Source organism: Flaviaestuariibacter flavus, assembly GCF_004337505.1.
Classification (GTDB): Bacteria; Bacteroidota; Bacteroidia; order Chitinophagales; family Chitinophagaceae; genus Flavisolibacter; species Flavisolibacter flavus.
Genome location: NZ_SJZI01000008.1, coordinates 219,896 through 239,809, shown reverse-complemented (window position 1 = coordinate 239,809; position 19,914 = coordinate 219,896). Strand labels below are relative to the sequence as shown.

At 56.5% G+C, this 19,914-nt stretch carries 13 protein-coding genes, 1 tRNA gene and 1 pseudogene; 11 read left to right on the top strand and 4 right to left on the bottom strand.

Going from position 1 to position 19,914, the window contains the following annotated elements:
- The first annotated feature begins 3 nt into the window (after positions 1-3).
- The 5 genes and pseudogenes from EPD60_RS05350 (at position 4) to EPD60_RS05325 (ending at position 5,624) form a co-directional block, all read left to right on the top strand.
- Positions 4-74 (top strand) — tRNA-Trp (locus EPD60_RS05350).
- A 52-nt stretch (positions 75-126) separates the two neighbouring features.
- Positions 127-309 (top strand): preprotein translocase subunit SecE, encoded by a 183-nt coding sequence (gene secE, locus EPD60_RS05345; RefSeq protein WP_131447613.1) that lies wholly within the window; start codon positions 127-129, stop codon positions 307-309.
- 12 nt (positions 310-321) lie between these two features.
- Entirely contained in the window at positions 322-915 is a 594-nt protein-coding gene (gene nusG, locus EPD60_RS05340) for a transcription termination/antitermination protein NusG (RefSeq protein WP_131447611.1), read from the top strand.
- Between the two features lie 60 nt (positions 916-975).
- Positions 976-2,808, top strand: a pseudogene (locus EPD60_RS17335) (LTA synthase family protein).
- A 242-nt stretch (positions 2,809-3,050) separates the two neighbouring features.
- Positions 3,051-5,624, top strand: a complete 2,574-nt coding sequence (locus EPD60_RS05325; protein ID WP_131447605.1) for a DUF5916 domain-containing protein — start codon at positions 3,051-3,053, stop codon at positions 5,622-5,624.
- Positions 5,625-5,672: 48 nt separating this feature from the next.
- On the opposite strand, the gene EPD60_RS05320 is transcribed toward EPD60_RS05325, so the two are convergent.
- From EPD60_RS05320 to EPD60_RS16850, 3 genes are read right to left on the bottom strand one after another with little or no spacing between them, the layout of a single operon-like run.
- The gene (locus tag EPD60_RS05320) at positions 5,673-6,773 is read right to left on the bottom strand and encodes a lipocalin-like domain-containing protein (protein ID WP_131447603.1); all 1,101 of its coding nucleotides are present in this window, start codon (positions 6,771-6,773) and stop codon (positions 5,673-5,675) included.
- Between the two features lie 45 nt (positions 6,774-6,818).
- Complete coding sequence (gene lanM, locus EPD60_RS05315; protein ID WP_165871419.1) at positions 6,819-9,554, bottom strand: type 2 lanthipeptide synthetase LanM; 2,736 nt, start codon at positions 9,552-9,554, stop codon at positions 6,819-6,821.
- Between the two features lie 56 nt (positions 9,555-9,610).
- The gene (locus tag EPD60_RS16850; protein ID WP_165871418.1) at positions 9,611-9,796 is read right to left on the bottom strand and encodes a hypothetical protein; all 186 of its coding nucleotides are present in this window, start codon (positions 9,794-9,796) and stop codon (positions 9,611-9,613) included.
- A 634-nt stretch (positions 9,797-10,430) separates the two neighbouring features.
- Between EPD60_RS16850 and rplK the strand changes: the two genes are divergently transcribed.
- The 5 genes from rplK (at position 10,431) to EPD60_RS05290 (ending at position 13,808) form a co-directional block, all read left to right on the top strand.
- On the top strand, positions 10,431-10,877 hold the full coding sequence (gene rplK / locus EPD60_RS05310; RefSeq protein WP_131447599.1) for a 50S ribosomal protein L11: 447 nt from the start codon (positions 10,431-10,433) through the stop codon (positions 10,875-10,877).
- A 31-nt stretch (positions 10,878-10,908) separates the two neighbouring features.
- Positions 10,909-11,604, top strand: coding sequence for a 50S ribosomal protein L1 (gene rplA, locus EPD60_RS05305; protein WP_131447597.1), 696 nt, complete (start codon positions 10,909-10,911; stop codon positions 11,602-11,604).
- Between the two features lie 77 nt (positions 11,605-11,681).
- The gene (gene rplJ / locus EPD60_RS05300; protein ID WP_131447595.1) at positions 11,682-12,311 is read left to right on the top strand and encodes a 50S ribosomal protein L10; all 630 of its coding nucleotides are present in this window, start codon (positions 11,682-11,684) and stop codon (positions 12,309-12,311) included.
- Positions 12,312-12,500: 189 nt separating this feature from the next.
- Positions 12,501-12,875 (top strand): 50S ribosomal protein L7/L12, encoded by a 375-nt coding sequence (rplL, locus tag EPD60_RS05295; protein WP_131447593.1) that lies wholly within the window; start codon positions 12,501-12,503, stop codon positions 12,873-12,875.
- A gap of 621 nt (positions 12,876-13,496) precedes the next feature.
- Positions 13,497-13,808 (top strand): hypothetical protein, encoded by a 312-nt coding sequence (locus EPD60_RS05290; RefSeq protein ID WP_131447591.1) that lies wholly within the window; start codon positions 13,497-13,499, stop codon positions 13,806-13,808.
- A gap of 733 nt (positions 13,809-14,541) precedes the next feature.
- On the opposite strand, the gene EPD60_RS05285 is transcribed toward EPD60_RS05290, so the two are convergent.
- The gene (locus tag EPD60_RS05285; RefSeq protein ID WP_131447589.1) at positions 14,542-15,465 is read right to left on the bottom strand and encodes a ComEA family DNA-binding protein; all 924 of its coding nucleotides are present in this window, start codon (positions 15,463-15,465) and stop codon (positions 14,542-14,544) included.
- Positions 15,466-15,924: 459 nt separating this feature from the next.
- On the opposite strand from EPD60_RS05285, the gene rpoB reads away from it, so the two are divergent.
- Positions 15,925-19,731 carry a DNA-directed RNA polymerase subunit beta gene (gene rpoB / locus EPD60_RS05280; protein ID WP_131447587.1) on the top strand — a complete coding sequence of 1,269 codons (3,807 nt, stop codon included), beginning with the start codon at positions 15,925-15,927 and terminating at the stop codon, positions 19,729-19,731.
- Positions 19,732-19,914: the final 183 nt, after the last annotated feature.

Below are 19,914 nucleotides of genomic sequence, written 5' to 3'. Positions count from 1 at the left end.
TCTACGGGCGTAGTTCAATGGCAGAATAGAGGTCTCCAAAACCTTTGATGGGAGTTCGAATCTCTCCGCCCGTGCAAACCAAGGTAAATGGCTCCCCAGGGCCATTCGCCGTTTAAAAAAGATTCTATGAACAAAGTATCCAACTACTTCAGCGAGTCGTTCCGCGAGCTGACCGAGAAGGTGACCTGGCCCACGTGGCAGCAACTCCAGCAGTCCACGATGATCGTGCTGGTGGCCTCTCTCCTCATTACCGGCCTCGTAGCCCTTATGGACTTCGTTGCTGGCTGGCCCCTCAGCCGGATCCAATAATCAACGCGAACAATGGAAGAGAACAAGACGATCAATACGGAAGAAGCGCAACAACCGCAACAAGATACCAAGTGGTACGTGCTGCGCGTCGTTTCCGGCAAGGAACGCAAGGTGAAGGAATACCTCGACAAAGAGGTATCGCGCGGCGGATGGGGTAACGTGGTAAAGCAGGTCTTCCTGCCCGTGGAGAAGGTATACAAGGTGCAGAACGGCAAGAAAGTAATGCGCGAGCGCAACTACTATCCCGGCTACGTAATGATTGAAGTGGCCGAGGGCAAGCTGCACGACGAGCTCCGCGAAACCATCTCCGGCATCACCAACGTGATCCACTTCCTCGGCAAGGAAAACCCGATCGCCCTGCGCAAGTCGGAAGTAAACAAGATGCTGGGTAAGATGGACGAAATGGCCGAGGCCGGCGGTGCTTCCATGAGCGAGCCCTTCATCGTAGGCGAAACCATCAAGATCATCGAAGGACCTTTCAACGACTTCAACGGCACTATCGAAGAGGTGAACGACGAGAAGAAGAAGCTGAAGGTGACCGTGAAGATCTTCGGCCGCTCCACACCGGTAGAACTCAACTACATGCAGGTGGAGAAAATCTCTTAAGAAATCATAACTCCTTTAAAAAAGCCATTCCGTCCGGGATGGCTTTTTTACTTTCGCGTCATGCCCGCCCGCCTTCGCTTCCTGCTGCAATATTTTCTTTCCTGGCTGCTCTTTTTCGCGCTGGCCCGGGGCCTCTTCCTGGCGGGCACCGCGGGTGCTTCCGGCGGCACGGGTGCCGGCCTGCTGGCGCGCTCCTTCTGGTACGGCGCCCGGATGGACGCTTCGATGGCGGCTTACCTCACCTTGCCCGTATCCGTATTTCTACTGGCTTCCGTATTTGTTCCCTTCTTCCGGCGCGCCCTCGTTTACCAGGTGTATACGCTGCTGCTCCTGCTTCCGGTGCTGCTGCTCATCCTGTCGGATATCCCGATGTTCAGGATCTGGGGTTTCCGTATCGACGCCACCCCGCTGAAGTACCTCTCCAACCCACGCGAGGCCTGGGCTTCGGTGAGCCACCTGCCGGTGTGGGCTTATGCGCTTGCCTTCATTATCCTCTATGCCGGTGCCTGTATGCTGGCCAAACGCTTCCTGGCCCGCGCCGCGGCCGGGCTGCAGCGACAGGAGCGCTGGTACGTTGCCGTTAGTACCTTGCTCGTCGCCACCGGCGCGCTCATCATCCCGATGCGCGGCGGAATGCAGCAGACACCGCTCAACCAGAGCTCGGTTTATTTTTCTTCTTCGAATTATGCCAACCAGGCTGCACTGAACGCCCCCTGGAATTTCCTCTTTGGTGTGGTGAGCGAAAGCGACGCCGGCTCCGAGGTGAACCCGTATAACTACATGCCGGCAGCCGAGGCGAAACGAATCGTCGACAGCCTGCCGAAGGAGGGCCCTAAGATCCTGGCGGCCAAGAAATACGATCAGCCTAACCTGATTGTTGTAATCTGGGAAAGCGGCACCGCCAAAATGATCGACCGGGTGGTGGACGGCGTGCCGGTAGCGCCGGGGCTCAACCGCCTGAAAGGCGAGGGGGTATGGTTTGCAAACGCCTTTGCCTCGGGCGACCGGACCGACAAGGGCGTGCCGGCCGTATTGAGCGGTTACCCGGCGCTTCCGCTATCGTCGATCATCCGCCTGCCCAATAAAGCACGCAAGCTGGCGACGCTGCCCGGGCTATACCGGCAGCAAGGCTATCACACCGCTTTTTATTAGGGCGGCGAGCCCGAGTTCGCCAACCTCAAAAGCTACCTGCTCGGAGCCGGCTTCGACCCGCTGGTGCAGAAAAGCGATTTCGCCGCAAAGGACCAGAACTCGAAGTGGGGCGCCCACGATGGGGTAGTGGCCGACCGGATCCTTTCCGACCTGTCGCGGCAGGACAAGCCTTTTTTCATCACCTGGCTCACCCTGAGTTCGCACGAGCCTTTCGAAACACCAGCGGCCCCCGCGATCCGGGGCGGGGACGATGTGCACCTGTTCCTGAATTCCCTGCATTATACCGACAGCGTTTTGTACCGCTTCGTACGCCACTGCCAGCAACTGCCCCTGTGGGACAACACGATCATCGCCATCGTGGCCGACCACGGCCATCCTTTACCGGAGACCGGCAGCCGGCTCGATAATTTCCGGATCCCGATCCTGCTGCTCGGGGCACACCTGCAGCCGCAGACCGTAACGCAAACCGTGTCGCAGCTCGACCTGGCGGCGACCTTCAACCCGGGGCTTCGCGCAGCCGGGCGCCCGCTTTTCCCTTTCGGCAACGACCTCTGGGCGCCCCCCGGCCGTGCTTTCTTCACCTTCAACAATGGCTTTGGCTACGTGCAGGACAGCAACTGGATCCTGTACGATAATATCGGGCGGCGCCCCCTCGGGCAAAGCCCCGGCGCCACACCCGCCATGCTCCGCGCCGGCCAGGCCCTGCAGCAGCAGACTTTCCAGGATTACCTGGCTAAATGATTGGTAACGAACGGCTCATCCCTTTATTACGCAGGCAGGACCGCTGCCCGTACCGCTCATCAGCTTTGCCGGGAGCCGCACCATTTTATTGACGCACCTTGCGTGCCCCGCCCTGAGATTTTCGCGCAGTTACCCAATCGTTAACAAAAACTAAAAGAAAAAAGTGTGTGACAAGCGGTAACTCCGAACGAGTTAGTACGTCTAATTTCGTAAATGACCTCCGGCGCATAAACCAAACACCGATGCTGAAACAGATATTTTGCTTGCTGCTGACGGCCACGTCACTTTTGGCCACTGCACAGAAAGAGCAGCGCAGGCTGCCCGCTACCCGCACGACCGCTTCTTTTAAGATCGACGGCGAACTCAACGAAGCCGCATGGAAGACCGCCGTGCCGGCAAAGGACTTTTTCGAATGGCGCCCCAATGCGGGTAAGCCCGAGGACCCTGCGACCGGCACCGAGGTCTATATCCTGTACGATAACTTTTCCATCTACATTGCCGGCATCTGTCACGAGCGCACCCGTGACTCGGTTAGCCGCGACCTGGTGGGACGCGACGTGGTAGGCGTGAACGACTTCGTAGGGGTGATCTTCGATACCTATAACGACAAGATCAACGCCTTCGGCTTTTATGTGACGCCCCACGGCGAGCAGTTTGACGCGAAGTACTCGACCACCAATGGCGAGGATCCCACCTGGAGCGCCGTATGGAACAGCGCCGCCAAGATCACCGACGGCGGCTGGACCTTCGAGATGGAGATCCCGTACTCGGCCCTTCGTTTCGTGAGCAAGCCGAACCAGACCTGGGGCCTCAACATCACGCGGCAGCGCCGCAAGAGCGGCAAGCAGTATATGTGGAACCCGATCGACCCGCAGGTGAACGGCTTTGTAAACCAGGAAGGTCTCTGGACCGGCATCGAGCAGATCAAGGCGCCGCTGCGTCTTTCCCTGTCGCCCTACCTGGGCGTGTATGCCACCAACAATTCAAAACCCGACCCGGGCAAGAAACCCTGGAATACCTCGGTGACGGGCGGTATGGACGTGAAGTGGGGCGTATCCGACGCCTTTACCCTCGACATGACGCTGGTCCCGGACTTCGGCCAGGTACGCTCCGACAACCTCGTACTCAATATCTCACCGTTTGAGCAACGCTACCAGGAAAACCGACCCTTCTTTACCGAAGGCACCGAACTGTTCAACAAAGGCAACCTGTTTTACTCGCGCCGTGTGGGTATTGACCCCGGCCCCCTCCATACTGATCGCGCCGACGATCTCGCCGCAAGCCTGAATGGTGAGGTGATCGACAACCCGGCGCAAGCAAAATTGATCAACGCCACCAAGTTCTCCGGCCGTACCTCTAAAGGCCTCGGCATCGGGGTGTTCAATGCCGTGGAGCGGCGGACCTATGCGACCGTTACCGACGCAACCGGTAAGGAGCGCATCAAGGTAGAGACCTCGCCGCTCACCAACTACAACGTGTTCGTGCTCGACCAGACGCTGAAGAACAACTCCTCGGTGTCGCTGATCAACACCAACGTGCTCCGCGACGGCAACGAGACCGACGCCAACGTCAGCGCCTTCCTGTTCGACTTCAACAACAAGAAGAATACCTACAACTGGAACGGCAACGTTTCGGTAAGCAACCGCTTTTTCCCGGGCCAGGTGGAAACCGGCTACGCGCATGTGCTGGGCTTTGGTAAAACCGGCGGCCGCTTCAATTTCCAGCTGGGGCAGGAGCTGTACGACGACAAGTACAACAAGCGCGACCTCGGCTTCATGAACAACAACAACTATCTCGATCACTATATGTGGGTGGGTTACAAATGGGTGAAGCCCACCAGGCATTTCAACTCACTTTACCTAAACTTCAACCAGGGTTACAGTATGCGCTACAACCCGCAAACCTACCAGCAGTACTGGGTGAACGTAAATGCAAACGGGCAGCTGAAAAACCTCTGGTATGTAGGCATGTACGTGGGCTGGAATGCCGATGGTCATGACAACTACGAGGCGCGCGATTACCAGCAGAAGGTGCCCCAGTTCTTCCTGGCGGAAAGCAAGCTGATGACGAACTTCTGGTTTGAAACCAACAGTGCCAAGAAGTACAAGGTGAACGTTAATGCCGGCGTGGATTTCAATGAGCAGTTCGGCGGCCATCGCTTCGACTTCTCCGTCTTCCAGCGCTACCGCTTCTCCGACCGGTTCACCATCGACCACAACATCTTTTACAATCCCTGGATCGACAACGCGGGCTATCATAGCTTTTATTTCCCGATCAATCCGCTCACCAATAAGCCGGAGCCCTATTACACGGATATCCTGTTCTCGCGCCGCAACCGCAACACGATCGAAAACACGCTCAACCTGAAGTACAGCTTCTCCAACCGTTCCTTCATTAACTTCAACGCCCGCCATTACTGGAGCGATGTCGAAGTGAAGGAGCTCTTCGACCTTCAGCCGGACGGCAGCCTGGCACCGACGAAGCATAATGATGTGGCGAAGCGTAGCAACAACGTGAACTTCTTTAATATCAACGCTACGTATACACTTCAGTTCGCGCCCGGCTCCTTCCTCAACATCATGTGGAAGAACCAGGTGGAGGACTTTATGTTCCTCGACTACCAGAGCCGCTATGGCAAGAACCTGGGCCGCACCTTCGAGGCGCCGATGCTCAATAACTTCTCGGCCAAGGTGATCTGGTATATCGATTACCTCGACTTCAAGAAGTGGGGCCGGAAGAAGCGTGCACCGATAACGGGGGCAGACCTGCCGCAACAACTGCAGCAGAGCGGTCCGCAGAACGGGCGGAACCGGTAAAGAAAAAGCCCTCACCAACGTGAGGGCTTTTTGTATGCCTAAACGCGCTTATTTTTTTCCGAACATTTCTTCAATCCAGGAAGTGCCTTCGGAAACAAGCAGGCGCTTCGTGATCTTTTGTGAAAGGTCAACAGAAACGTACATCCGCGCCGTGCCATTACCCTCGTAGCCGTTGTTTATTCCGGTAGGGTCATGAAAAACCTGGTCGGCGCAAAGGCTGTCGATCTCGAAGGAAAGGTGATCGTAGCCGGGGGAGGTGACTTCAACGTCGAAGTGGAGGAAATAGGTGATGCCGTCAACCGGATAGGGATTGCGCGGCGTGGTCATCGTCGCCACGGCCGCGCTGCTTCCGTCGGTGAGCAGGAGGGTGGCCATACCCGGTTGTGGTACGCCTTCCTGCGGCACCACTCCGGCTTCGGTCAGCGCGTAGTTGGAAAGACAGAAGCCGCCGGCGAACTGCATGTCCTGCAACATCCAGGTAACGCTCCCGCCGCCCTGGCGGGCAAACACACCGTATTCATGATCCATCCAGGTAGTGCCCTTTACAGCGTACACTTCGCCATCGATGGTAATGTTGCCCCGGGCGGCCAGGTTGGTAAAGGAGTAATAGTAGTTGTATTGTTCCACCGGCGTTTTGCCCTCGGGGTTGATCATGGGGCTTCGGCCGGTGCCCCAAACCAGCATTTCCTTACCCTGCTGCTGCAGGTCGAGCGAGACGCTGCAAGCTTTGCCGGTCTTCGCGTCCACAAAGCTTGCCTGCACGGCCATATGCCGCACATCGCCGTCAACCGATTGCATGGCGATCCGGCCGTTGTCGCCGCCGCCTTTGCCGGGAATGCTGACGGTCCAGGGCTTCGACGTATCGGCCTCCGCCCAGTTGGCGGGCAGTGGCTGGGTGAAGTTGACCAGCTGGTAGTGCTGCTGTTGCTGCACGTCGGTGATGGACAGGGCCGCCATCGTACCGCTCATTACCGATACATCAATTCCGCAACCGTTCACTTCGAAGCCAAAGCGGCGCCCTTCGGCGGTTACAAGGGTACCGATATGCCACCACCATTCGGTCGGTGCACCGGGATGACGGTAGTGGTCGTCGGGCAGGTTGATAAAGCCCGTTTCAGTTGTGGGTGCGAGGGTTTGTTCTGCGATCATGGTTTTGATTTTTGTGATTGATATTTCCAGATTTTTTGATGCTGACTATGTTCCGGGCAGGCGGAGGTTTCGGTCGTGCCTGTATTTATACAATACGAGCCCAATGCCGCTCAGGCCTTTGAAAAGACTCAGATTGTCCAGCGGTAACGTTGTTCCAGGTATAGTGTTGAAGTTGGTGTATCGCTCGTACTGCCCAAAAAGCTCATTCAGGACTCGGTCAGCGCCGGCTTGTAACATCTTGGATTGCAGCACCTCGGCTGCGTCCAGAAGAAAGCCAAGCCGACCGGCGCTACCGCAGCAGTAGGAACCGGAATGCGCCGGGGGAGCAGCGACGATGGCTGCCGCAGCTGCGCGCGCATCATCCAGCAGGGATGGCGTCTGAAGGATGCGGTAGGCCGACAGGCGCGCAGAACCGATACCTGCAGCGCCATGGCACCAGGCGTGGGCGAATCCCCCCGACTGCTTGCGCAGATCACGCCAATTCCCGGTTTTTGTACAAAAGTGTTGTTGCTCGAAACGCACCGAGTCAAGATATGCGTCCAGGTATCTGCCATCCCTGCTGAGCTCCCAAAAGCGCAGCAGTGCAAGACCAATTCCCGCGGCTCCATGCGCCATGCCGGTGAGTCGCTGGCCGCCAATACCTGTCCACCACCGTGTTTTAGTTTTCAAATCATAGTGTGACTGTGCGACAAGGTGTGCAGCGATGAGGCGGCATCCGTCCAGCACTTCGTTATCACCGGTAAGTCCATACAGTGTAGTCAGGGCTTGTAGTGTGCCGGCACTGCCGCCTATGATATCGGGCAGTCGGTTATTGTCCCGGAGCCGGAACCTATAGTAATGCGCCAACCGGAGCGCTTCGTCTATGTGATGAACCTGGCCGGCCTGGCAAAGTGAATCGATCAGGCCAGCGACCCCGGAACTCCAGGATGCGTCAGCCGACCGTGATAGCCGTTGGAAAAACCTTGCGTCGGCTGCAAGACTTTCCTGGGCAAGATCTGCGATTGCGCCCAGCCCTTTTCCACGGCCGGCGACTTCGAGGAAAAAGGCGATTCCGGTGCTTCCCAAATAAAGGTTGCGGGGCGCGAGCTGGTAGGCGATTGCCAGTCCATCCTGTACGGGTTGGCGCCAGACGGGGCCGGTACGGGTTAGCACCGCTGCCTGGCTCACCTGCGTTAAAAGCCGTTCAAGTTGAATGTCTGCACGCGTCGCCAGGGTCGATTCGGGTGCGGGAGAAAAGGCGGCTTGTTTTATTATGATGGGAGCCAGCGATGCTTCAATTAGACTCATCTCTTCTTCCGTGTCTTCGTCGCGGAGCATTTTCATTCTATCCTGCAACATGTCAATGGCTGGCCGTGAAAAAAAGCCGGGCAACTCCGGGCTGCTTCCGGATCGCAGGCCAGTGCTGTGGCTGTTCGCAGAAAAATAAGGGATGTCGCCGTTTTCAAGCGCTTCCAGTTCGAGCGCTACGATGGACTCTTCCAAGGCTTCATCACCACCCGGGTTGTAAAATCCGGATGTCAGGAGACGCGCCCGCAGCCAGTTGCGACGATGACCGGGCTCCAGTTGCGCCGGCATCAGTGAACCGTTGAGCAGATCGTAATAATATTGGGTAGGGCGTAGGATGACACGGTGCTCGCAGGCGCTCAGTGCTTTTATCAATGAGCCGCAATCTTTTTGCTCCCGCAGCCAGTTTGCTGCGATGCGGAATCCTGAAATTAGTTGCAGTTGGTAGTCGGCCGGTGCGATCGGGTTGCTATGTAGGCGGGGCTGATTGTAACGTGCTTCGTAATAGCCGCTGCTGCGCACCAGATTCACCGCGTCGGTACCGGCGTCTATCCATTTCCAGGTTTTGTGGGGCGCTTCCTTTCGGCCTTGGGCTCCCAGCCCGCTCATGTCTACCAAACGTCCGTCAGGAAGGAAATAGCAGTACGGAAGCAGACCCGTATCGGTAACCCGAAATGGTGCCTGGTCAGCATAGTGAAACAAGCCTTCCAAGTCAATAAGAACCGGGTTGCTACCCTGTGCGATAATATTTTCAAAATGAAGGTCTGTGCCTTTATTTAAGTGAACAAAAGCGAGAAGTGCACCGGCTTTTTCATAGTACGTGCTTACTTCGGCGTCTGAGCTACACGCGTCCGGCTCAACAAAGGCACACCAGCAATAGGCGCCGCGGTCGACCACTACCGGCAATTCAATTGACGGCAACCGTCCGCTGCGGTTGAATTGCGCGATCCACTGGTGAAAGCCGGCATCAAGGGCACCGGAACGGGGCTTGTAAACAATTTTTTTGCCCGAGTGAAATTGCAGGACAGTGGTTGCCCGGCCGCCGTTATGGAGGTCGCCGGCAACCGTTACCTCGAGGAGCGGCTCACCGGCATTGATGTTAAATATCTTTTCAAGAAGGGCGGCGTCGGAAAGCAGACGTGCTTCGCGTTCCTTCGCCGCTGCGACAGATACAGTGATTTTTTCCTTGGCCAGGTGTTGCAGGAGTGGATATTTCCCGAAGAATGCTGCCAGGTCGAAGCGGGAGTCGAATTGGTGGTACAGCTCTTGTGAGCCGCGTAGGTGCGCACGCATGGAGTCGAACATCGCGGCCAGCGGATAGTGCTTGGAAAGCAGATCGGTGTATTCGTGATTCAGGGCGAAGCGAAACAGGTTGGCTAACGCAGGGTCGGTACGGTTGGCAGGCGCGGCACCGGCGGGAAGGGCAGGGGAGCAGCGCCTTACATAATCGCTGATGGCCCGGCTGATCGCGGGAAAAGGTAGCAGGGACTCATTCATGGCATAGGAAGGAGGAGCGAAGAAAAGGAAGGTCCCTGCGGACCTTCCTCGGTGCTTTAGGCAGTGCAAACGGCTGTCCACAGCGTGCTCACGCAATCCGCGGCGGAGCTTACACTGGCGCCGCCCGACTGGGCCGGGAGGGAGAGGTTGTGTTTTTGAGCAATTTGCTGGATCGCCTGGGCTACTTCTTGCTGGAGGCCTTTGTCTGTTTTGATGGCTTCCTGGAACGATTGGTTTTGCATGTTCATGCGTTTTTTGTGGTGAATAATGAGTGAAAAAATCCGATAGTTGGTGATCGCCCTTCCATATCGGCATAGCGGAACAGGTCCGGCATCATGGCCCGATCATGTGGAACAGCGAAAGAAAAAGGAGGTGGTTTAAGGTTGCAGTTGGTATTTTTCAATATCCCGAAAATGAACCGGGATTGGGACAACAGGACAAGATTACGACGATCTAATGACGACCACAAGAGTATTAATACTGAATTTTTTGTACCCTTTTTCAGTATTTATACCTAGTATTTATACGGAAGGAAAGCTATATAGTATGTGAGCTGATTCCGCAGCCGGCACCCATCACCCTGCCCGGAGCCACCGCCCGCCGCAGGCGGTTCAGGGTCCCCGACGCGCAAGGCCAACGGCGCGGAGGGGCTACCCGGGGGCCTTCTTAACAAAAAAAGTCCGGTTTGCTGAGTGAATTCACCGAGTGAATCGTTACCTTTGCGCTCCCAAAAGTTAGTTCTTTCCCGTCCTGTAACAGGGACAAACTGAGAAAAAGCCGCCGAAACCCCGGTGGAAGCGGCTTGGAAGATGAACTTGGGAGACTTCTGTGTCGCTGAGATGCCGGAGTCGCTTGAACCAATAAATCACGTAGAAAATGGCTAAAGAAATCACGGGCTATGTAAAGCTCCAGTGCAAGGGTGGCCAGGCCAACCCCGCACCCCCGATCGGTCCTGCCCTCGGTTCCAAAGGTGTCAACATCATGGAATTCTGCAAGCAGTTTAACGCCCGCACGCAAGACAAGCAGGGCAAGGTACTCCCCGTACTGCTGACCGTTTATTCCGACAAGTCGTTCGACTTCGTTATCAAAACGCCCCCGGCTGCCGTTCAGCTGAAGGATGCCGCCAAGATCCAGAGCGGTTCCAAAGAGCCCAACCGCAACAAGGTAGGCAAGGTAACCTGGGATCAGGTAAAGGCAATCGCCGAAGACAAGATGGCCGACCTGAACGCCTTCACCCTCGACAGCGCCATGAGCATGGTTGCCGGCACCGCCCGCTCCATGGGCCTGACCGTAGAAGGTGACGCTCCCTGGGCAAACAAGTAATTGAAGTCAGAACTACTTAAAAGAATTTACAATGGCATTCGTTCCTAAAAAAAGAAAGGCAGTCAACGGCAAGGTTGACGCCAATAAAGCTTACTCCCTGCGCGAGGCTTCGACCCTGGTGAAGGAAGTGGTTACCTGCAAGTTCGACGCTTCCGTTGACCTGCACATCCGCCTCGGTGTAGACCCCAAGAAGGCCGACCAGGCAATCCGCGGTACCGTTACCCTGCCCCACGGCACCGGTAAGACCAAGAAGGTACTTGTTCTCTGCGGCCCCGACCAGGAAGCTGCAGCGAAAGGCGCCGGCGCCGACTATGTTGGCCTCGACGAATTCATCCAGAAGATCGACGGCGGCTGGACCGACGTTGACGTGATCATCGCTACCCCCGCGGTAATGCCGAAGATCGGCCGCCTCGGTAAGGTGCTCGGTCCCCGCAACCTGATGCCGAACCCCAAGACCGGTACCGTTACCAACGACGTAGCCGGTGCTGTGAACGAGGTTAAAGGTGGTAAGATCGCCTTCAAGGTGGACAAGGCTGGTATCATCCACGCCTCTATCGGCCGCGTAAGCTTTACCCCCGAGAAGATCGCCGGTAACGCCCAGGAGCTGATCAACGCCATCATCAAGGCCAAGCCGTCTACCGCCAAGGGTACCTACCTGAAAGGCCTGACGATCGCCGCCACGATGAGCCCCGGTATCAGCGTCGACACCAAATCGTTCGTTCAATAAGAAAGCCCCTCCGCAGGCCTCAGCCGAAAGGGTGGGGGCTTTGAGGAGTGTAACAATAACACTCAAAAGCGTTTAAAATGACCAAAGAGCAAAAGAATGAAGTCATTGCCGCACTGAAAGAGAAATTCTCGCAGTACGACAACTTCTATGTAACCAATACCGAGAGCCTCTCCGTAGAGCAGGTTTCGAGCCTCCGTCGCGCCTGCTTCAACAAGAAGGTGGAAATGAAGGTGGCCAAGAACACCCTCATCCGCAAGGCCCTCGAAGGTCTCGACGAGCAGCGTTACAGCGGCATGTTCGAGAGCCTCAACAACGTAACCGCCCTCCTGTTCTCCGAGAACCCGAAGGAGCCGGCCCTGATCATCTCCTCGTTCCGCGACGCCGCCAAAGGCGAGAAGCCGGAGCTGAAGGCGGCCTTCATCAACGGTGATATCTACACCGGCGACAACAACCTGAAGACCCTCACGAAGATCAAGACCAAGAACGAGCTTATCGGCGAAGTTATCGGCCTGCTGCAGTCGCCCGCATCGCGTGTACTGGCTGCCCTGCAGAACTTCCATGAGACCGGCGGCGTTATCCGCAAGCCGGGCGAAGAAGCCGCTGCACCTGCTGCTGAAGCTGCCGCCCCGGCCGCTGAAGCACCCGCTGCCCCGGAAGCTTCCGCGGGAGCTCCTGCTGCTGAAGGCGAAACGCCCGCAGCTGAATAAGACCCATCCCCAAACCTTCCCAAAGGGAAGGGAGCAAGATACTCCTGCCTTTTCCCTTCCGCCAGCTGCCGGAGAGGGCCAGGGTGGGGGCCCAGGCCCGAGGGAAAATAAAGGCAGAATTTTTTTAAACCCTCCGACGGATCCCCTCCTTAAACCGGGGAGATGAAGCCGGAAAAAATTTTAAACAAAATGGCAGACGTTAAAAATCTCGCAGAACAACTGGTAGGCCTCACCGTTAAAGAAGTACAAGAGCTGGCCGATTTCCTGAAATCCGAATACGGCATCGAGCCCGCAGCTGCTGCTGTAGTGGTATCGGGTGACGGTGGCGGCGGTGCTGCTGCTGTTGAAGAGAAGACTTCCTTCAACGTAATCCTGAAGAGCGGTGGTGCTTCCAAGCTCAACGTGGTTAAGATCGTTAAAGATCTGACCGGCCTGGGTCTGAAAGAAGCCAAAGACCTCGTTGACGGCGCTCCGAAGCCCGTTAAAGAAGGTGTTGACAAGGCTACTGCCGAAGACATCGCCAACAAGCTGAAAGAAGCTGGTGCTGACGTAGAGATCGCTTAATTGCATCCCACGTTCAAACGATAAAGAGCCCCGACGGAAACGTCGGGGTTTTTTATTGCGCCTTGGCTTCGGCTGCGCCCAGCCTGACAGCGGATTGTCATCCTGAGCGAAGCGTAGCGTAGCCGAAGGGTGCCCCCGGGTGGCATTACCCCAGGCCCTTAGCTTTCGGGTCGGGGACCCTGAACCGCCTTCGGCGGGGTATCCCTGGCCCGGGGAAGGCCCTCTCCTGGCCTCCCGCCTCTGGTGGCACAGGCTCATCTCTGAGGAAATGGGAGAAGAGTCTCTCAACTAACGCAATACGCACCTGTACTCCCGCACAGCGATAACGTCTTGGGGACTCCGCAGGTATCGTAAAGATGATGCCGACGCGCCCCGTTGGAAGGCCGTTTAAGAGCCTGAGGTTACCAGTGGGTACGATGAAAGGCGCATCCCTCCGGGATGCCTTATCAACCACCTTTGCTGTACAATGTGTTCCTAAGCTTTTGCCGCAGTCGAGGGCGAAGGTTGCACGCGTAGCGCCGCTGGGCTGAGGGTCCGCCCGCTCCAAACACCGGCCCAAACCCCGGCGGGGTCCTGGCCCGTCCCGGCAGCCGGACCGATTGTTGCTGTTTTTATAGGGTTATGGAAGCACGCCCGATCAACTCCCGGCTGGTCCCGATCCTGTTGCTGCACCTCCCGCTGGCGGGTTCTTATATGGTGCTGACGGGCTTTGCCTTCGTGGTGATGGCGGTACCCAACCCCGTGCTGATCGGCATCATCCAGGGCGCCTGCATCGGTCTTCACCTGGCCCTTACCCCCTGGCTTTGCTTCCGCCTACAGGTAGCCCGCTCCCTCGTAATGGCTCACCTGGCCACCGTCTTCCTGGTCATTGCAGTGCTGCAACTGACGAACCACGCCTATTGGAACATGCTCTGGCAACTACGCCATTCGTGACATCCTGGCATAAGTACGGGCATCCTGATATACCCATCTTTCCTTCCGTTCCGCGCAGGGGGTCGTGTTTATCCAGATTCAAAAAGCTTTCCCACGCCAGGAGTTTGTTCAACTTTAAGTGCATCAGGATGGCGTTTGAGGAAATCCGAAGATGTTTATTGGACCAGGTAGGAGGGAGGTGTTTTCCAATTTTCCGTCGAATTATGGTTGCGCATCCTGGTCGCTGTATTGGCGCGCCAACGGCAATGTGCACAAAAGTGCACTTTTCCTCAATTTAACCTAATCGTTTGTAAATCAACATCTAGTTGATGATGACGTTAATTGGCACTGCCAGGTGTGAAACATGATATTTAATCACGTACATCCGGTGTGGAACTACTGTTAATCAGTACAATATAAAAATAATTGTTGATTTTTAAGCCTTAGGAAAGTTAGGATGACACAGGAAACCGGGCAAGCCATCATCAAAGCGAGGCCTGGCAAGGATGAAGCGGCAATTACCACTGCTATCTGATCAACTTTTAATCGAGTAGCCTGGAAAACGAGCCGGGTCCATTTTTCTGCGCTTTTGATGGATGTGAAAATAAGGTGTCCGTTATTATATCATGAAAATGAGGTGTTTATGAAAGGATTAAAAAAAATCGACATTTTTCGGGGTGATTTCTCTTCACATTCGTTGATCAAACTGGATTTAGTAAAGCTATATAGTTGTCCTGATGTTCAGGATATTAGGTTATTCAACAGTGAAATAGGGAGCTATGCGTTCGTAAAGGGAATCTGACACCAAAAGGACCTTTTTGAGATCGGCTACTGACTGGAAGTTTCCATGCCGGTTCCGGTACTCAATGAGGGCATTTACCAGGTTCCACCGCAGGTAAGGGTGTACTTTCAATTCTTCTTTAGTTGCAGAATTCAAATTAAACTTCCGAACGCCCGGGTGACTTCCACTTAAAGTTAAGTAGGGCTGAATCCGCCGGAAGGTGCTGTCGGGCAACCCCCAGGTTTCGGCAACCTGCTCCACCCGGTGGAAGCCGCCGAGCCGATCGCGGAAGCGGATGATACGGGATGCCAGTTTGGCACCGATGCCCGGGAGGCGTTCGAGAGCTGCCGAGTCGGCTTCATTGAGTGCCACCGGTCGTGGTCCCTCCCGCCCGGCGGGCGGACGGTGCTCCGAAAAGGCGGTGCGCAACCCCGGGGCTTCCGCGCCCGCGATCCGGATATAAGGTGCCACCTCCTCATAGAAGCCCGGCGGCAGGCTCCAGATCTTTCTGAGGTCTTCGGGCCGGCGGAAGCGCCCGCCCCGGTCCCGGTATTTCAGGATCGTGCCGGCCACCCGCCCGGGAAGACCCAGCCGAACCCAGCCGGCAGCGTCGAGCTCATTCGGGTCGAAGGGGAAGCGCTCCGTCACCCGCGGCGGCCCGGGCCGATGCCCTACCTGCCGGGGCGCCCATGCCGGCTCCTCTGGCTCCTCCCCGGGAGTGCGGCCCGCCCGCACCGACACCAGCGAGTCGGGGAGGGGCTGCAGCACCGGTGGCCGGTCGGGCATCAGATAGGGTAGTCCGATCAGTCCGCCCAAAACCAGGAGCAGGGCGCCGGCCGCCAGCCTGTCTTTGCGGCTGAAGGTGAAATAGTCTTTGACAGGGTGGGTCTTTTTCATATTGTGAGCCGTTAGTGGCAACCAGGCCGATATCCTAATAGTTGAAGACAAGGCCAGGGCGTTGCTGACCACTAAAGCTCAGAACTGGTGTCAACCCCGCCATGATGTTTTACCACACGATTTGTGGTTTTTTCCCGCGGCTCCGATGACCGGATGCATTCCGATAGGGTTTGCTCTTCAGGAAAGGGGGCACGGTTTACGGCTCCCGGGTCTCGTTCCTGATAGGGCATTCTCACAATAAAGTCAAAAAATTTATCGGCACATTCTTTGCGAAGCGCGAAAACTTGTTTGTAACGGCTTTTTCATTACTTTTGCCCTCCTTAAGTTTTGGCCAAAAACAATTTTGACGTCGGTAATTCAAGCTTAATTCATTGAAAATCATCGCTTTTTTCGTTTCTACGAAAGAGGCCTGGTAGCTTATTGTCCGCGTCTGAAACTCATTAAACCGGTTTTTTACTTATGCCCGCAGCACAAACGAAAGAACGGATCAATTTCGGGAAGATTGGCAACATCGCCGAAACCCCTGACTTGCTCGCCGTTCAGATTCAGTCGTTCAAAGAGTTCTTCCAGTTAGAGACCACGCCGGATAAGCGCAACGTAGAAGGCCTCTTCCGCGTGTTCAAGGAAAATTTCCCGATTACCGATACCCGTAACATCTTCGTCCTGGAGTTCCTGGACTACTTCATCGACCCGCCGCGCTATACCATTGAAGAGTGTATGGAGCGCGGGCTTACCTATGCCGTTCCGCTGAAGGCGAAACTCCGCCTGAGCTGTAACGACGAGGAGCACATTGACTTCCAGACGATCGTGCAGGACGTGTTCCTGGGCAACATCCCCTACATGACCCCGCGCGGTACCTTTGTGATCAATGGCGCCGAGCGTGTTGTCGTTTCCCAGCTGCACCGCTCCCCCGGTGTATTCTTCGGTCAGTCGGTGCACCCCAACGGCACGAAGATCTATTCCGCCCGCGTGATCCCCTTCAAGGGCGCCTGGATGGAATTCGCCACCGACATCAACAACGTGATGTATGCCTACATCGACCGCAAGAAGAAGTTCCCCGTAACGACCCTTCTGCGTTCGATCGGCTTTGAAACCGATAAAGACATCCTCGAGCTCTTCGGCATGGCCGACGAGGTAAAGGGTGAGAAAAAAGCCCTCTCCGCATTCCTGGGCCGCCGCCTGGCCGCCCGCGTGCTGCGCAGCTGGGTGGAAGACTTCGTGGATGAGGACACCGGTGAAGTGGTGTCGATCGAGCGGAACGAGGTGATCCTCGAGCGCGACTCGATCCTCGACGAAGAAGCCATCGACACCATCTCTGAAATGGACATCAAATCGGTGTTCGTTCAGAAAGAGGATGTTGGCGGCGATTACGCTATTATCTATAATACCCTCAACAAGGATACTTCGAACTCCGAGCTCGAGGCCGTGCAGGTGATCTATCGCCAGCTCCGCGGCGCCGACGCTCCGGACAACGAAACCGCCCGCGGTATCATCGACAAGCTGTTCTTCTCCGACAAGCGCTACGACCTTGGCGAAGTAGGCCGCTACAAGATCAACCGCAAGCTCGGTCTCAACTCCGCCATGGAGCAGAAGACCCTGACGAAGGAAGACATCATCGAGATCATCAAGTACCTCGTACGCCTTACCAACGGTAAAGCGGAGATCGATGACATCGATCACCTGTCGAACCGCCGCGTACGTACGGTAGGCGAGCAGCTCTACGCCCAGTTCGGCGTGGGCCTTGCCCGTATGGCCCGCACCATCCGCGAGCGGATGAACGTGCGTGACAATGAAGTGTTCACCCCGGTGGACCTCATCAACGCCCGTACGCTGAGCTCCGTGATCAACTCCTTCTTCGGCACCTCGCAGCTGTCGCAGTTCCTCGACCAGACCAACCCCCTGTCGGAGATCACGCACAAGCGTCGTATCTCGGCACTCGGACCGGGCGGTCTCTCCCGCGAGCGCGCCGGCTTCGAAGTACGTGACGTACACTACTCCCACTACGGCCGCCTCTGCACCATCGAAACCCCGGAAGGTCCGAACATTGGTCTGATCTCGACCCTTTGCGTTCACGCCAAGATCAACGAGATGGGCTTTATCGAGACGCCCTACCGCAAGGTGGACAATGGCAAGGTGAACATGAAGGAACTGACCTTCCTGAGCGCCGAAGAAGAAGATACCGCCAAGATCGCCCAGGCCAACGTGCCGCTCGACAAGAACGGCGCCTTCGCCGAAGAGCGCATCGTTTCCCGCGAGACCGGTGACTTCCCGATCCTCGACCGCGCCGAGGTACAGTACATGGACGTAGCCCCCAACCAGATCGTAGGTCTGTCGGCTTCGCTCATTCCGTTCCTCGAGCACGATGACGCCAACCGTGCGCTCATGGGATCGAACATGCAACGCCAGGCCGTTCCGCTGCTGCGCCCCGATGTTCCGACCGTAGGTACGGGCCTCGAAGGCAAGGCTGCCCGCGACGCGCGGATCCAGATCCACGCCGAAGGCGAGGGCGTAGTTGAGTTCGTGGATGCCAACGAGATCCACGTGCGCTACAACCGCAACGAAGACCAGCGTCTTGTTTCTTTTGAAGAAGACCTGAAAGTATACAACCTCACCAAGTTCATCAAGACCAACCAGGAAACGTCCATCAACCTGAAGCCTGCCGTTAAGAAAGGCCAGAAGGTGAAGGAAGGCGACTTCCTCACGGAAGGTTACGCTACCAAGCAAGGTGAGCTGGCGCTCGGTAAGAACCTGAAAGTGGCCTTCATGCCCTGGAAAGGTTACAACTTCGAGGATGCCATCGTGATCTCCGAGCGCGTCGTAAAAGAAGACATGTTCACCTCGGTGCACATCTCCGAATACGAGCTCGAGGTGCGCGACACCAAGCTCGGTGAAGAAGAACTGACGCCGGATATCCCGAACGTTTCGGAAGAGGCCACCAAAGACCTCGACGAGAACGGTATCATCCGCATCGGTGCCCACATCAAGGAAGGCGACATCCTGATCGGTAAGATCACCCCCAAAGGTGAGAGCGACCCGACGCCGGAAGAGAAGCTGCTCCGCGCCATCTTCGGCGACAAGGCCGGTGATGCGAAAGACGCCTCGCTGAAAGCACCCAACGGTGTGGAAGGTGTGGTGATCGGCAAGAAGCTGTTCCAGCGCGCCAAGAAAGACAAGAATGCCAAGGTACGTGAGAAGGCCGCCCTCGAGAAGCTCGAGAAAGTTCACGAGAAGAACGAGAGCGACCTGAAGGAAGTGCTGATGGACAAGCTGCTGACCCTGCTGAAGGACCGCCCGTCGACCGGCGTGAGCAACAACTTCGGCGAAATGCTGATCGGCAAGGGTGCCCGCTTTACCCAGAAGAACCTCTCCGGCCTCGACTACCAGAACGTGAACCCGCTCGGCTGGACCGGCGACGCCAAGGTTGACGAGCAGATCAACATCCTGCTGCACAACTACAGCATCAAGTACAACGAAGAGCTCGGTCGCTACAAGCGCGAGAAATTCAATATCTCGATCGGTGACGAACTGCCCGCGGGCGTTCTGAAGCTGGCCAAGGTTTACATCGCCGTGAAGCGTAAGCTGAAGGTGGGTGATAAGATGGCCGGTCGCCACGGTAACAAAGGTATCGTTGCCAAGATCGTACGTGCCGAAGACATGCCGTTCCTCGAGGATGGTACTCCGGTAGACATCGTACTGAACCCGCTTGGTGTACCCTCGCGTATGAACCTGGGCCAGATTTACGAGACCGTTCTCGGCTGGGCAGGGGAGAAGCTGGGTCTGCGCTTCGCCACGCCGATCTTCGACGGGGCGAGCACGGAAGACATCGCCGGATACATCGAGCAGGCGGGCCTCCCGACCTTCGGTCACACGCATCTCTACGACGGTGAAACCGGCGAGCGCTTCCACCAGAAGGCTACCGTGGGTATCATCTACGTGATCAAGCTGCACCACATGGTGGACGACAAGATGCACGCCCGTTCGATCGGACCCTACTCGCTCATCACGCAGCAGCCCCTCGGCGGTAAAGCCCAGTTCGGTGGCCAGCGTTTCGGTGAGATGGAGGTATGGGCACTTGAGGCTTACGGTGCTGCCAACATCCTGCAGGAGCTGCTCACGATCAAGTCGGATGACATCATCGGCCGCGCGAAGACCTACGAGGCGATCGTGAAGGGCGAGAACATCCCGCGTGCCGGCCTGCCGGAGTCGTTCAACGTACTCGTGCACGAACTGCGCGGACTTGGTCTGGACCTGAACTTCCACGACTAGGCTTCGGCAAGCTCAGCCTGACAAGCTTGTCATCCTGAGCAAAGCGTAGCGAAGTCGAAGGGTGACGCACGTTTTGAGAAAAGTTCTTTTGAAATAACAGTCAGATAGCCCGCGGCGTGAAAGCGTCGTGGGCGAATCTGAAATCTGACATCTGAGATCTGACATTAAATCAGGCATCAGACA